This window comes from Pseudoalteromonas sp. APC 3250, assembly GCF_030407915.1.
Lineage (GTDB): Bacteria > Pseudomonadota > Gammaproteobacteria > Enterobacterales > Alteromonadaceae > Pseudoalteromonas > Pseudoalteromonas tetraodonis.
Genome location: NZ_JASDCM010000007.1, coordinates 156,329 through 171,058, shown reverse-complemented (window position 1 = coordinate 171,058; position 14,730 = coordinate 156,329). Strand labels below are relative to the sequence as shown.

Sequence of the window (14,730 nt, the reverse complement as noted above, 5' to 3'; positions counted from 1 at the left end):
GGTAATTTATACACACAAAAGCCGCTATATTAATAGCGGCTTTTTACATTGCAGACCAATACTGACTTAAAAGCCGTGATGCGCTGCCTTGTGCTTATTTTCCTTAATGAGTTTTGCAAATACATAACCCCCTACTGCACCTGCACATAATTGCGCATAAAAACCCCAACCTCTTGCACCTGCAATAATAGTAATATTCATAATTGACTCAATCGCAATTAACGCGGTAGCAAATGCTACAATACCAGCAATAACAAATAGTTGTGTACCTTGCTTGTTCATTTTTTTAGCAATAAACCAAGTAACCAAAAACGCGATGGCGAGTGCAACAGCAATAATAGCGCCATAGGTCGGTAGCAAGCCAAGCCAATCTTCAAGGATTAAGTTAACACGGTCATTAAAGCCCACTACAACACCTACATTAACTAATTGATTGACAACGTATTGACTATGAAACAAGCTAGCAAGAGTGAATGTAAGTAACCAAGAAACTAAAAATGACGGGAGTATACGTGTTAAAAACTGCATGGTTATCTCAACTTAAAATAAAAATTTTTCCTTACACTAGCAAAGGCTTGCAGGGTAAACAATCTCTATATTGTATTACGCTACTGTCACTTTTAGCGTTTTCTTGTCACGCCAGTGCAGAGTTACCAACACAGCAATACACAGCTAGTACTTTAGCAACAGGGCTCAATTCACCGTGGAGTATGGTTAAACTCCCAAACAATACCTGGTTAATCACCGAGCGTGATGGCCATGTTGTTATCATTAAAGACAACCAACAAACCCGAGTTAAAATAAACTTCGAGGGCTTATACGTTGCAGGGCAAGGTGGTTTACTTGATGTAGTGCTTTCGCCAAATTACAGTGAATCAAAAGAAATTATATTCACTTACGCCCAAGGTGAGCTTGATGCAAACAGGCTAGTAATAGCCAAAGCCACGTTTGATGGTGCGCAATTTTCAACGCCAAAAATTATTTATAAAGTCGCCACCGATAAGGGCACACCGCAGCATTATTCTGGCCGCGCGCTTGTATTGCCTGATAGTACCTTATTATTTTCAAGTGGTGATGGTTTTGACTACCGCGAGCAAGCACAGGTTATTACCAGTCAACTTGGCAAAACATTACGCATAAACTTAAACGGCACAATACCAAGCGATAACCCGTTTCTTAGTCACAAAAACGCTAACGCGCATGCCATTTATTCACTCGGGCACCGTAACTTGCAAGGCTTGGTTTATGATCACGATACACAGCAAATTATTAGCCACGAACACGGCCCCGCAGGCGGTGACGAGCTCAACTATTTAACAGCTGGCACCAATTACGGCTGGCCAGTAATAACCAACGGCGACGATTATTCACAAGCACGTATTTCCCCCTTTAGAGACTACCCTGGAATGGCTAAACCAGCCGTAGATTGGACGCCCTCAATCGCCCCATCAGGCATGGCATATTATGGCTCTAACCATACAGCCTTCCCTTCACTGCAACGTCACGTGCTTATTACTACATTGGTCGATAAAAAGCTCTACAGTATTAATTTAGCGAATGGTGAATACACCCAGACTCATATTTTTCCAGAAGCCACAGGCAGGCTCAGAGATGTGTTTGTCACTGCTGAAGGTAATGTAGCGATATTAACGGATGGAAAAGAGGCAAAGTTAATGTTGTTTAAAGCAAATTAATTTACAAAGAGGATAAGAGACGCTGCGCTTTTAGAGGTAAGTAGCGGCTTGAATTAAGCCGCTTTAATAGCTTTAAGAACTCTGTTGGGTGGCGCCTTTGGCTTAACCAACCTACCTTTTAACGTAGATCGGATAAGTGGCGAAGCCACGTCATCCGACAAAAATGATAAATTTACTTGAGACAACCCGACTTATCACGCTGTGTATAATATGCAAAGAGCGGCTTAAATAAGTCGCTTTAATTACTCATAATCAGCTAACGGCTCTCTAATTGTCAGTGTATTAGTGCCAAAATCTAACACAGCTTGGTATTTTCTAAAAAATGGAGAACCTAATAATCCATGGATAATATTATCACCACCTGCTACCTGAACATGGTCTAGGTTTAGTGATACAAACTCTGTACTTTCAAACAACTGCCCTGCCAATTCAAATTTTAATACTTCAATAAGGCCCATTTCGTGGTCGGCTGTACCTAAACCTGCGGCATTTTCTTCACTTAGTTTCTCTTGTATTCCAAGCTTTTTAATACATGCCCTATCCAAAACAGATGCACCCGCCGCTGTATCTAAAATTAAATTTACTTTATGTCCATTTATTTTAGCTTGTATAATTTGATGACCAGTTTCTGTTACTTCAAATTTCAAACTTGTGGTTTTGACTAATTCCATGAATGTTCCTTATTCTATATTTAGGTTAATTAATAGACACCACATTACAAACACTTATGAAAACAACCCACCTTATAAATAAGTAAACAAATGGCTTTTCACCAACACCTATATCGTAATTAAAATATGCTAAAAATAACTCCCCCCAAACGCACAAAACTTATGTTGGCAAAGCTACATTAATTCACAAATAGGATAACAGGCGCTGCACTTTTAGAGGAAAGTAGCGGCTTAAATTTAGCCGCTGTTAAGAGTTTAAGTTCTGCTATCTGAAAGCAAGATTTACCTCTTTGGTTTCTAAACGTGTAACAAATTAATTAATAAAGGCCACTAACTCGTAGCCTTTACATGTAGAGTTTTCAACATAAAAGATAGGGCTGTTATACTAGAAATAGCCTTGAAGAGAAATAACTAACGGAGACTTATACTTATACTTTACAACCTGATTGCAAATAAAGAAGTTAAGGTTATTTTCTTTATAGTGACCTTTTATTTCTTTTAGAACCTTATTGACGATCTTTTTAAACTTACCCCTGTATATCTGTTTTACTGTAGCTGTAGCTAATTCAGTAGTAAGCGTTGTCATTGCTTTGTTACAAAAAGTATTAGCCTTAAGAGCTTGCATATAAACTTTTAAAGTTTCAATCGAAGGCTTGTTTTCTTTAAAAGCACTACTTTCAGGATACATTTTTTGTAATATAAATTGTAGGTTTTCTTGGTCTTCTTTATCTAGTTGCTCGATAGAATTTGACATTTAACTTCCTTATTTTTTTTCGTGGATTGATTTTAAAAATTTAAAAAAATCTCTCTCAGGTATTGTTGATGTAATCCCAATAAAAATTCCATTTTCTTTTGAATATAAATAGGCAATTTGTGTATCAATTAAATCTGGCTTTAATTCGACGAATAAGTTAAAGGAGTTAGTTTTGTTTTGAATTTCTTTTACTTTAGAAAAGCTATTCTTAATTTCCTTATAAACTTTACTTTCTATGTCCGAATTTGAATTTGTTAGGCTGTCTAAATGTATTTCAACTAATGGAATTGTGCTTCCATCTTCTAAAGTGATTAATGGATCATCGTTATCAAATTTTCTTATACTTAAAGTTTGCATTTGGCTGTTGACTAGGGCAAAGCCTTCACCCTCCTCTAAAACTCTCATCGTCTCCCAATTATCGTTAATTGGAAAATAGTATTTATTAAAAATAACATTTTCAAATGCAGAACTTGAAAAGCTTAACATTAATGATAGAACTATAAATAATCTATACACCAGAAATTCCCTTTAATTTATTAGTTATATCATACTAATAAAATATATTTTAAAGTCAAATTTTCACTCCATAGGAGTGATATGCTAACAGTGTAATTATTAATTACAGCTCAGGCACTCATCAATACAAAATACTTTCGCTCGTGCTAGCAGTCTATCTTTAATCCAGCCTCTGCGGTGCTCGTAAGATTGACCAGTAAAATGGTCTTCACCGCACAAAAAAGCACGCCGAACACAACGTGATATACAGTGGTAGTACTTTGTACCAACCAAACTTACATGACGCTTTCTTACGATTGCCATAAGACACCCAGCTTTTTTTTCACACTGATGAAAGCCTAGTACTTAGTTCGCCAAACTTCAAAAATTCGAGTGGGTGTCTAGTTTATTCTTCGGTTTTGCCATTACAGGCCTGCCCTGTTTGTATGCAATTAACTGCCACAATTCGTTGAGCTCTTTTTCGGTAAGTGGTACGGCACATATATTATCAAAATTACGCTTAAAGCTTTTATAGTTTGCAAGTCGCGACACTAAAGCGCCTATCGGGCTAAGTAACAGCTTTTGTAGCAGTACAGGTTTATGCGTTTCTGGAAATAACCCGCCGTTAAGAAAGCAAATGCTTTGTATTTTTATGCCATGTACTTCATTTAAGTTGCTTCTAGCAAGTAGCTCTTGCGCTACTGTATCACCGTAATCGTGGCTTAAAATATGCTTTGCTTTTACATTGAACAGATTCAAAAAATGAGTCAGTAAATCCGCTTGCATAATAATGGTGTAGGTAACATTTTGCGGTTTGTCACTAAAGCCAAAACCCAGCGTATCGAGGATAAATACTTTAAACTATTGAGTGAGCTCAGCCCATTGATTATGCCAATCCCATTTTGTGGTTGGGTAACCATGGATCAGTAATAAACTCAGTGCTCCCTCTTCCCCTTGCACATGATATCTAATCTCATGACCTTGAAGTTCAAACGTCGATTGGCTCTTATGCCACGAAGCTAATAGTAAGTAATTATTGTAGTGTTACTAATGACATTCATGACGATTTCGGCGCATTTATAGGATTATAAACAAATGAATAAAGTATCTATCATAATAAACTTTTAATGTGGTGTTACTTAAGTGCTCCATGAAAATGTACATGAATTTATTATTTGCGGGTAGCCATTTCCATGACTAATATCATTTAAGATAGGACGACAATAACTAAATTAAGGAGTCAAAGTGAAAATATTGTCCGTTGACGATAACCCTCAAAATAGAAACATCATGGAAATTGCGCTTTCTAAGCAACACGATATTGCTTCATCTGATGGAACCGAGCCAATATTAGCACTAATGGAACAGCACCAGCCACAAGTCGTCTTAATGGATATTTTACTTAGTAATGGCCTTACTGGTTATGATTTAGTTGAACAAATAAAACAATCCGGTGAATACGATGATTGCGAAATTATATTTATATCCGCTTTAACATCAAGTGAAGACAAACTCACAGCATATGGGTATGGCGGCGATGATTATATTGCCAAGCCAGTAGACTTTAAGGAACTTAACGAAAAATTAAAGCGTGTTGAACTGCGTATTACAGAGCGAAATAATCTAAAAGAAATGTACGATGTTGCCTCTACAACTGCTTTTACATCAATGCAACAAGCAAGCGAACTTGGAGAATTAGTCACATTTTTTACTGACAATCTTGAGGTAACGGATTTAGACACATTATTTGCTAACGTACAGCGCTATTTTACTAATGCAGGCGCCAGCTGTTGCGTAGAGTTTAGGGTAGCAAACCAATATCACCAATTCCCAAAACAAACTATTTCTGACTTGGAAAAAGAAATTCTAGAACTAGGCAGAAGAGCCAAGCGAATAGTTCCATTTAGCTCTAATTTATTATTTAACGCGCCTGCTTGTTCAATGCTTATAAAGGGAATAAATACAAAGGATGAAGGCTTACTTGGTCGCCTTCGAGATAACTTTGCTATTTTGCTTACCATTATAGAAAGCCGGATAGAATTTATTGAACAACAATTAGAAAAAGCGACGATACGCCAACAAGCTTTAAACACTCTAAAAAGTCAACTTGCTGATGATTTTAGTACCATAAAAAAGCTATGCTCAGAGCAAGATAAACAAATAAAAATACTCGTAAATGACTTATCTCAAGCTATACAATCAAAAATGATCACTCTAGGCTTAGATGAAGAGCAAGAGTCGGAGCTAGTAGGCTTAGTTGATGAAACGAAAGAAATTGTAGAAGAAACCTTAATTCTGTCTTTTACACTAGAAGATAAACTTCAAGCCATTACAAAACGCTTAAAAGCTGTTGAATAATATAAGTACAATTTATAGACCAAGCCCGACAGAACCATTACGTTAAAACTTCAACCTTACTTCGCTCTTTTACAATTAAGCTCAAGAGTCAGTGATTATTGTAGTGTTACTAATGACATTCATGACAATTTCGCTGCTTTTAGAGGGTTACAAACACATAAATTAGTAACTAAATTAATTAAATCATCAACTTATGTCACCTAAATTAGAACTCTGTTGGGTGGCGCCTTCGGCTTAACCAACCTACCTTTTAACGTAGGTCGGATAAGTGGCGAAGCCACGCCATCCGACAAAAATGATGAATTTACTTGGGGCAACCCGACTTATCACGCTGTGTATAATATGCAAAATTGCGACTTAAATTAAGCCGCAATTAGATTTAAGCTCTGATATATGAAGTTAATATTTGCTCATTTTGGTCTTCAACCAAATAATTTTAGATAAATCATTACACTCCGTAGTTTGCATCAACTAGTTGACTAACAACAATATTTGAAATGTTTTCTTTAGACTTTAACCAAAGCTCAACGTCTGCTCTATCTTGGTTAGTCGCCGAACCATAACGATTAACAGAACAAATAAAACCACTGAATGACTTACAGTCACCTCCACCAGCAATACAAAGTTTTCTTTTATCGATGAATTCTAAAAGCCCATCTAGTAATAAATCAAATTCCGCTTCAGTAGCATTTAAATTACAAGTAAATTCAAAACCTAGAATAGCAAATTCATCTAAATACAATTTCTTGCGTAATCGTCTACTTTTAGTACTCATAAATATCCTTTGGCATATGACGCCAACTTATTAACCCGCCAATGAGGTACATAGAATAAGTTATAAAGAAACAAAATCCAAAGATAATTTACTATTTAACAAATAGTTAGAACATAACTAACTATTAAGTTGTTATCTGAGTGCTTTTTAATGAAGAGATTTATTCACAAAAAGGATAAGAGACGTTGCGCTTTTGTGAATTTAAGTTCTGATGTCTGAAGTCAAGATTTGACCACTTTGGTTTTTTCATGCACATCAGGAGGAGATGTAGGAAGAAAATCGAAATGTGACAACACTGAACCCTTATAACGCCCGCGTAATGGGCGCTAGCTTGCGAGCGTCCTAATTAACGCGTTTGTTAAGTGCATTATAGTTCTCGATGCACTGCTTTCGTTATGTCCCAAATTGATTTATCAAAACTCTTTTTTATAATGGTCGTATTATTAAAATTATGAGCTTTTGCCCAATCAATGGTTGTTTGAGGATATGGATCTACTATTAAAAGGTTTGGTCGTGCTTGCTCAATAGGCTCCCAGATATGTACATCATGAGCTATATATTTTATACCAACAAGAACAACTAAGCTTGAGGTAGCAATAATTTCAGAATATCTATTTTGTGTATTCTTAATCAGCTCACTATTTACAACGACACGCTTTCCCTCTGCATACATAGCTAAAACGGGGCTCAAGTCAGAGTTTTTTTGGTCATTACACCATTTTTCTACGTCATGAGCTGTCGACACAGCTTTAGTTTCTAAACCTTCCACATACGTTCTACAACCTATCATTGTATTGCCTGACATAACCATGCCATTAGGAAGTTGTGGTAGAAAATTAGATGAACCATGAGGCTTCAATAAGTTAACTCCATTATCATCAGCATTATAATCCAAGTTAAAGCCATTTCTAGTTAGGGATTGTTCTATCAATAAATCATAATTTAAAGTTGTGATATTTATCTGTTCCATACAGCTTCGTAGTTTATTAAATAAACGTACATAAGCATTGTCTGGCCTAGTAAAAAATTTTGATAAGTAACAAGCTAACTCCTTTTGAAGTGGATTAATGATTCGGCTGTCATCAGCAACTGTAGCCATACCTGCTTCAAATCCACAGGTTCTAAATACAGCTTTTGATTCAGAGCTAAGTCTATAAAATGCACCATTCAAGTTTTCAAGATCATTGAATAGGTCATTTCCCAATGGAGGATTTTTTGGCGAGCACCCACCTGAACCAAAACTTGCTCCCGCACCAAAAACTATACTAATCAGAATATTTCTCCTTGCCAGAAAGGCACTTAACAACTTTGTATCCGACATTTGTCGTTTTATAAACCGACAAATGTCTAAATATTACAATTAATCTAATTTAACCAGCGAATAAACACATGTAAACAATTAGTTAGCTCTCATCTAAATTTACTGGATGCAGAAAAACACCAAAATGGTGGAGCTCAGTAATATTAGACAAAAAGTGTTGTGCAAATAAACAATAGAGGCAGGTGTATTATTTTTACTGACAAATAGAATAACTTAGACTTTTATTTTCGCCTTGAGCCTTTCTCCTTGAACCTTTTCCCTTTCACCTTTTTCCTGAACCCACAACAAAAAAGCCGCTGTTCATTACAAACAGCGGCTTTCTTTCTAAAGCTTATGGCTAAAAACTGACAGCTGACAGCTGACAGCTGACAGCTAGTACTTTAAGCTTTACCAATCACTTCAAGTCCACCCATGTATGGGCGTAATACTTCTGGTACGACTACAGAGCCGTCGGCTTGTTGGTAGTTTTCTAGTATTGCTACAAGTGTACGACCAACCGCTAAACCTGAGCCGTTTAGTGTGTGTAAAAGCTCTGGTTTTTTAGCACCTTCACGACGAAAACGTGCTTGCATACGGCGTGCTTGGAAATCGACCATGTTTGAACATGATGAAATTTCACGGTAGGTGTCTTGTGCTGGTAACCATACTTCTAAATCGTATGTTTTAGCTGCGCCAAAACCCATGTCGCCCATACATAAAATCACTTTACGGTATGGCAATTCTAGCGCTTGTAAAATTTGCTCAGCATGGCCTGTTAGCTCTTCGAGTGCTTGCATTGAATCTTCTGGTTTTACAAGCTGTACAAGCTCTACTTTATCAAACTGGTGCTGACGGATTAAACCGCGTGTATCGCGACCGTAGCTGCCAGCTTCACTTCTAAAACATGGCGTGTGCGCTGTTAAGCGAATTGGTAAATCGCTTTCTTCGTAAATTTCATCACGTGCGCTGTTTGTAAGCGGTACTTCTGCCGTAGGAATAAGGCTAAAGCCAGCTTGCTGCTCGCCATCATCGTTCACTAGGCCTAACGTGTGGAATAAATCGCCCGCAAACTTAGGTAATTGGCTCGTACCGTATAGGCTTGCGCTATTAACTAAGTACGGTACATACATTTCTGTGTAGCCGTTTTTATCTGTGTGGGTGTCTAGCATGTATTGGGTAAGTGCACGGTGCATACGTGCTACTTGGCCGCGCATTACTGTAAAACGTGCGCCACTAATTTTAACGCCCATTTCAAAGTCTAGGCCGTTTAGGTCTTGACCTACATCAACGTGGTCTTTAACTTCAAAATCGTACTTTTTAGGTGTACCCCAAGTTAAAATTTCTACGTTGTCGTCTTCGTCAGCGCCTTCTGGTACCGACTCGTCCGGTAAGTTTGGAATTGCTAAGGCAATTTGTTTAATTGCTTCTAACACTTCGTCTTGCTCAGCTTTAGCCGCGTCTAACTCGCTGCCTAAGTTAGCAACTGCGTCTAGCAATGGTTGTGCGTCTTCGCCTTTTGCTTTTGCTTGACCAATGGCTTTAGCACTGGCGTTACGTTGACTTTGAAGTTCTTGCGTTTTTACTTGTAATGTTTTGCGTTTTTCTTCAAGTTCAGTCACTACCGCTACATCTAGCTCATAACCACGTGCGGCTAAACGTGCTGCAGTTTGTTCGACATCTTGACGTAAATATTTAGAATCTAACATGTTAGTTTTTTAACCTTTTTGCATTACTAGCTGAAGGCCCAGCCAAGCCATAAAAATACACACCATCACGTTTAAGATGATATTGAGGGCCATTTTAATAAAGTGACCTTGTTGTAATAACAACAACGAATCCATTGAGAATGTTGAAAAGGTGGTTAACGCACCTAAAAAGCCAATTCCGATGAGGGTTTTAGCAGGACTGACGGCAATAACTTGTTTATCTATTAAACCGTATAAAATGCCCATCAACAATGAACCCAGAATATTAACCGTCAACGTGCCAAAAGGGAATCCCCTACCGAGGAGTTTTAGCATGGTTTCGCTAATAAAAAACCGTAAACAGGCTCCTGACGCTCCGCCAAGGGCTATCATCATGTAAAGTTTAATCATGCTCATAACGTTTTATTGGACTTTGTGCGTCGCGCTCTTTTAAATAATCGAGCTTTTGTTTAATTTTTTGCTCAAGTCCACGATCACTTGGCTGGTAGTATTGTTTGCCATCCATTTCTGGCGGTAGGTATTTTTCGCCAGCAGCAAATGCGCCTTCTTCGTTATGCGCGTAACGATACTCTGCGCCATACCCTAAGTCTTTCATTAAATTGGTGGGGGCATTACGTAAATGCTCTGGTACCGGGTAGCTTGGCTCGTTTTTAGCGTCCTGTTTGGCTTGATTAAACGCCATATAAACCGCATTACTTTTAGGTGCACTGGCTAAATATAAGGTGGCCTGTGCAATGGCGCGCTCACCTTCGCTTGGGCCAACACGCTGAAAAATATCCCATGCGTTTAAAGCCACTTCCATCGCTCGTGGATCGGCGTTACCAATGTCTTCTGTAGCAATTGCTAATAAGCGCCTTGCAACATAAAGCGGGTCGCCGCCACCGGCTAAAATACGGCAGTACCAATAAAGCGCACCATCGGGCGAACTGCCTCGCACCGATTTATGAAACGCCGAAATTAAATCGTAAAATTCATCGCCGCCTTTATCATACTTGGCTAAGTGGGTGGGCAGTACTTGGCTCAGTACGTGTTCGTCTACGTTGTACTTGCCTTTTTGCTCAGTGGTTAAATCGACTGCTTGCTCGAGTAAATTAAGCACTTTACGGGCATCGCCACCGCTTGCTTGGCACAGCGCTTGTTTAGCGTTGTCAGCAATCACAATGTGTTTTTGGCTTAATTGCTCGTCTTGTTTGAGCGCGCGCTCTATTACTGTGTATAAATCGCTTTCTTGCAAGGATTTTAATACATACACCCTTGCGCGAGACAAAATCGCGTTATTAAGCGCAAACGACGGATTTTCGGTAGTCGCGCCTACAAATATAAAAGTGCCATCTTCAATGTGGGGTAAAAACGCATCTTGCTGAGACTTATTAAAGCGGTGTACTTCGTCAACAAACATTAAAGTGCGCTGACCGCGGCTTTGTAAGTTATCGCGCGCTTGGGTTACGCTATCGCGAATATCTTTTACGCCAGCGGTTACTGCCGACATTTGAATTAGTTCAGCGTCTGCATGGTTGGCAATAATTTGCGCCAGCGTAGTTTTACCTACACCCGGCGGCCCCCATAAAATTAAACTATGGCAGCGCCCTGCTACTATCGCTTGATGAAGAGGTTTATCAGCGCTGAGTAAATGTTGCTGCCCTATGTAATCGTTAAGCGATAAAGGACGCATACGCGCAGCGAGTGGGCGCACATCGGGCCCAAAGTTAAATCCTAAATTACTCACCGTTACTCTGATCGTCTATTTCTACACCCACTGGCGGTGTAAATTCAAAAGTTGTTTTATCAAGCTCAGTATTAACCTGTGCATTGCTAAATGTAAACGCAGACAGCTGGCCTGAATTATCTTTAACTACCAGTTTTGCAAGCCCTTGCTCGTTATCAGCAAAAGTAATATCAAGCTGCTCTACTTGGCTTTCTACCCCTTTATTTGGGGTAATGCTAAAGCCTAAATCGGTAGCGATCACGCTGTATTTTTCCCATTGCGCTGGGTCTTTAGAGGTGAGCAATATAAACGGTGTAGAGTCAATTAAGCCGCTGGTTTTCATAATGGTTACTTGCTCAGCAAAACTATCAAAGTAATAGGTTTTATCGCCGTTTGATACAAATAAAGTGTCGTCTGGGTTAGTTTGCTGCCAGCGGATCATTAATGGCTGTTGCAACGCAATATTGCCTTGACCTTGCATTACCAGTTGGCCTTCACCGTCGGTTACGTTTTGTTTAAATTGTGCTTTAAAACTTTTTAAGGTCGATAACTTATCTTGTAATGCTTGGCTGTCGTCAGCAAAGCTTGGCATCGCCACTAAACTGCCCAATACCAATAATAAACTGTTTAATTTTTTCATTAATTTGCTCCATTAGGTACTAATACATCGCGCGCGCCGTTGTGTCCTGGTGCACTCACGATACCTGATGTTTCCATTTGTTCTACTAATCGTGCAGCACGGTTATAGCCTACACGTAATTTACGTTGCACTGACGATACCGATACTTTACCGGTTTCTATTACAAAGGCGACCGCTTCGTCGTATAACGGATCTGACTCTTCATCGCCATTTTCGCTGGCTTCACCTGGTAATAGAATATCTTCCGTGGCATCGCCATTTAAAATCTCGTCTATGTAGTTTGGTTGAGCACGGGCTTTCCAATCGTTTACCACAGCATGTACTTCATGGTCGTCTACAAACGCGCCATGCACACGCTCTGGCACACTGGTACCTGGCGGTAAATAAAGCATATCACCCATGCCTAATAAGTTTTCAGCGCCTTGTTGATCAAGTATGGTACGCGAGTCTATTTTACTTGATACCTGAAACGCCATACGTGTAGGTATATTCGCTTTAATTAAACCGGTTATTACATCAACCGATGGGCGCTGTGTTGCCAAAATTAAGTGAATACCCGCAGCACGCGCTTTTTGCGCAATACGAGCAATTAACTCTTCAACTTTTTTACCTACAATCATCATCATGTCGGCAAATTCGTCAATAACCACCACTATGCTAGGTAATTTATCTAGCTCATCAGGGCCGTCTTTCATGCCGTCGGTGTCTTTAAATAATGGATCCATAATTGGGTAGCCCGCTTCTTTGGCTTCCATTACTTTTTGATTGTACCCTTTTAAGTTACGTACACCTAAAGCCGACATCAGCTTATAGCGGCGTTCCATTTCACCTACACACCAGCGCAGTGCGTTAGCCGCTTCTTTCATGTCGGTCACAACTTCACATAATAAATGCGGAATGCCTTCGTATACTGAAAGCTCAAGCATTTTCGGGTCAATCATGATCATGCGAACATCTTCAGGGCCCGATTTATACAGTAAGCTTAATATCATTACATTAACGCCCACTGACTTACCTGAACCGGTTGTACCGGCCACTAATAAATGTGGCATTTTACCTAAGTCTGCACACACAGGTTGCCCTGCAATATCTTTACCAAGCACCATGGTCAGTGGCGATGGGTTTTGCTCAAACTTAGGCGCGTTTATGACTTCTGATAAACGTACAATTTCACGGTATTTATTAGGCAGCTCAATACCGATATAGGTTTTACCAGGAATAACTTCAACCACGCGCACACTAATTGCCGAAAGTGAACGCGCTAAATCTTTTGACAGCCCTGTAATTTTAGACACCTTAATACCCGGTGCTAAATCAAGCTCAAAACGAGTAACAACAGGCCCGGGGTAAACCCCAACCACAGTGGCTTGCACGTTAAAGTCGAGTAGTTTTGTTTCTACAAGGCGTGATACGCTATCGAGCTCTTCTTGCGAAATTGGGTTTTTTGCTTTGTCGGGCCTGTCGAGTAAATCCAGTGATGGCAATGGCCCCGGTGGTGGCTCTTGCTCTAATAATTGCTCAAACTTCTCTTTTGCAGTTGGCGGCGGTTGAAACCCTGATTTAGGCTTGTTAATTGGCCTTGCTGGTGAAACCACGGTTGTTGCTGGTTTTTCAGGTTCAACCACAGGGCTTTGATCCAGCGCGTTAAGTGCTGCCTCGGTGTCCATAGGTTCATCGTCTATGGCGCTAAAGCTAATTTCTTGATCGAGTATTTGGTCAAGCTCGTCAAACGGCATAAACTCGTCGTCTTGAGGGGCATTAACCTTAGTTGCTGGTTTATCGAGTGCTTTTGGTTTGTCTGCTTTTTTATCAGCAAGTTCAGGTTCTTGTTGGTGTGTATCGTTTTCAAAATAGGCATCGGGTTGCTCGTCTTGTACTTTACCTGCAATGCGTTCGCGTTGCATCCAACCACGGGCATAGGTCACCAAAAAACGATATAACCTAACAATTAAATCACCCAAGTAATCAACAAATTGTACCCACGACACGCCTGTTAATAAGGTTAATCCTGCAAAAAAGAAACACAGTAGTAAAATAGAGGTACCGGTAAAATTAAACGCTGGCATCATGGCGGATGCAATCACATCACCCACTACCCCACCGGATGAAAAGTTATAAATATCATCAAAATTAATACTGCTAATAGCGGTTGCTGAGGTAATAAACAGCGCAAAACCAATAATGCGTAATCCAAGTGTGGTGTAATCGAGTTGTAAAATACGGTGTGGCTGCTTAAACACCAAGTAACCTAGCAGCTGAATAGCCGCTGGCACAAAATAGGCAAGCCAGCCAAAGGTAAGTAATAGTATGTCGGCCACCCACGCGCCCGCTGTACCCGTAATATTTTGTACGTTGGTAAATTCACCCGTTTGCGACCAAGCAGGATCGGCAGGATGAAAACTAATTAAAGCACATAAAATAAACACCGCTGCAAAGGTGCTGACGATGAGCCCCGTTTCTAATAGTCTTTGTACACCGTTTAGGCGCATAATTACCTATCCCTCATTATTATTTTTTACACTCACTTGGCAATAGAATACCTTAGCAGGAAATGTATTTTGATGCACTTTATCTTAACCATGATGGCCTGATTATGAACAAGTTTTTATTATTTAGTCGTACACTTATTAAA

The 14,730-nt window shown here is 39.5% G+C and carries 14 protein-coding genes; 2 read left to right on the top strand and 12 right to left on the bottom strand.

Annotation, left to right across the window (positions count from 1 at the left end; translation table 11 throughout):
- Positions 1-66: 66 nt before the first annotated feature.
- A complete protein-coding gene (locus tag QL986_RS09890) occupies positions 67-528 on the bottom strand; it encodes a hypothetical protein (protein WP_024602558.1) in 462 nt (153 codons plus the stop codon).
- Between QL986_RS09890 and QL986_RS09885 the strand changes: the two genes are divergently transcribed.
- A complete protein-coding gene (locus QL986_RS09885; RefSeq protein WP_024602557.1) occupies positions 513-1,694 on the top strand; it encodes a PQQ-dependent sugar dehydrogenase in 1,182 nt (393 codons plus the stop codon). The two genes, QL986_RS09890 and QL986_RS09885, sit on opposite strands and share 16 nt — an antisense overlap.
- 242 nt (positions 1,695-1,936) lie before the next feature.
- Here the strand turns inward: QL986_RS09885 and QL986_RS09880 are convergent, their stop codons facing one another.
- The 4 genes from QL986_RS09880 to QL986_RS09860 form a co-directional block, all read right to left on the bottom strand.
- Complete coding sequence (locus tag QL986_RS09880) at positions 1,937-2,365, bottom strand: retropepsin-like aspartic protease (RefSeq protein ID WP_138686552.1); 429 nt, start codon at positions 2,363-2,365, stop codon at positions 1,937-1,939.
- 385 nt (positions 2,366-2,750) lie between these two features.
- Positions 2,751-3,119, bottom strand: a complete 369-nt coding sequence (locus QL986_RS09875) for a hypothetical protein (protein ID WP_024602555.1) — start codon at positions 3,117-3,119, stop codon at positions 2,751-2,753.
- Positions 3,120-3,128: 9 nt separating this feature from the next.
- Positions 3,129-3,635 carry a hypothetical protein gene (locus QL986_RS09870; protein WP_138765007.1) on the bottom strand — a complete coding sequence of 169 codons (507 nt, stop codon included), beginning with the start codon at positions 3,633-3,635 and terminating at the stop codon, positions 3,129-3,131.
- 360 nt (positions 3,636-3,995) lie between these two features.
- Entirely contained in the window at positions 3,996-4,451 is a 456-nt protein-coding gene (locus QL986_RS09860; RefSeq protein WP_290191507.1) for a hypothetical protein, read from the bottom strand.
- Positions 4,452-4,859: 408 nt separating this feature from the next.
- Here QL986_RS09860 and QL986_RS09855 point away from each other — a divergent pair, with 408 nt between their 5' ends.
- Positions 4,860-5,972 (top strand): response regulator, encoded by a 1,113-nt coding sequence (locus QL986_RS09855; protein WP_253944073.1) that lies wholly within the window; start codon positions 4,860-4,862, stop codon positions 5,970-5,972.
- Positions 5,973-6,420: 448 nt separating this feature from the next.
- Here QL986_RS09855 and QL986_RS09850 read toward each other — a convergent pair whose 3' ends face one another.
- From QL986_RS09850 to QL986_RS09820, 7 genes are all read right to left on the bottom strand, one after another.
- Positions 6,421-6,747: a YggL family protein gene (locus QL986_RS09850; protein ID WP_290191497.1), complete on the bottom strand. Its 327-nt coding sequence runs from the start codon at positions 6,745-6,747 to the stop codon at positions 6,421-6,423.
- A gap of 367 nt (positions 6,748-7,114) precedes the next feature.
- Entirely contained in the window at positions 7,115-8,053 is a 939-nt protein-coding gene (locus tag QL986_RS09845) for an SIR2 family protein (RefSeq protein ID WP_216712927.1), read from the bottom strand.
- A gap of 395 nt (positions 8,054-8,448) precedes the next feature.
- On the bottom strand, positions 8,449-9,753 hold the full coding sequence (gene serS, locus QL986_RS09840; protein ID WP_024601694.1) for a serine--tRNA ligase: 1,305 nt from the start codon (positions 9,751-9,753) through the stop codon (positions 8,449-8,451).
- 9 nt (positions 9,754-9,762) lie between these two features.
- Positions 9,763-10,143 (bottom strand): fluoride efflux transporter CrcB, encoded by a 381-nt coding sequence (gene crcB / locus QL986_RS09835; RefSeq protein ID WP_010389726.1) that lies wholly within the window; start codon positions 10,141-10,143, stop codon positions 9,763-9,765.
- The gene (locus QL986_RS09830; RefSeq protein ID WP_290191496.1) at positions 10,136-11,479 is read right to left on the bottom strand and encodes a replication-associated recombination protein A; all 1,344 of its coding nucleotides are present in this window, start codon (positions 11,477-11,479) and stop codon (positions 10,136-10,138) included. Before QL986_RS09830 ends, crcB begins: the two co-directional genes overlap by 8 nt.
- On the bottom strand, positions 11,472-12,098 hold the full coding sequence (gene lolA / locus QL986_RS09825) for an outer membrane lipoprotein chaperone LolA (RefSeq protein WP_290191495.1): 627 nt from the start codon (positions 12,096-12,098) through the stop codon (positions 11,472-11,474). Before lolA ends, QL986_RS09830 begins: the two co-directional genes overlap by 8 nt.
- Positions 12,098-14,587, bottom strand: a complete 2,490-nt coding sequence (locus QL986_RS09820) for a DNA translocase FtsK 4TM domain-containing protein (protein ID WP_290191494.1) — start codon at positions 14,585-14,587, stop codon at positions 12,098-12,100. Before QL986_RS09820 ends, lolA begins: the two co-directional genes overlap by 1 nt.
- Between the last annotated feature and the right edge of the window lie 143 nt (positions 14,588-14,730).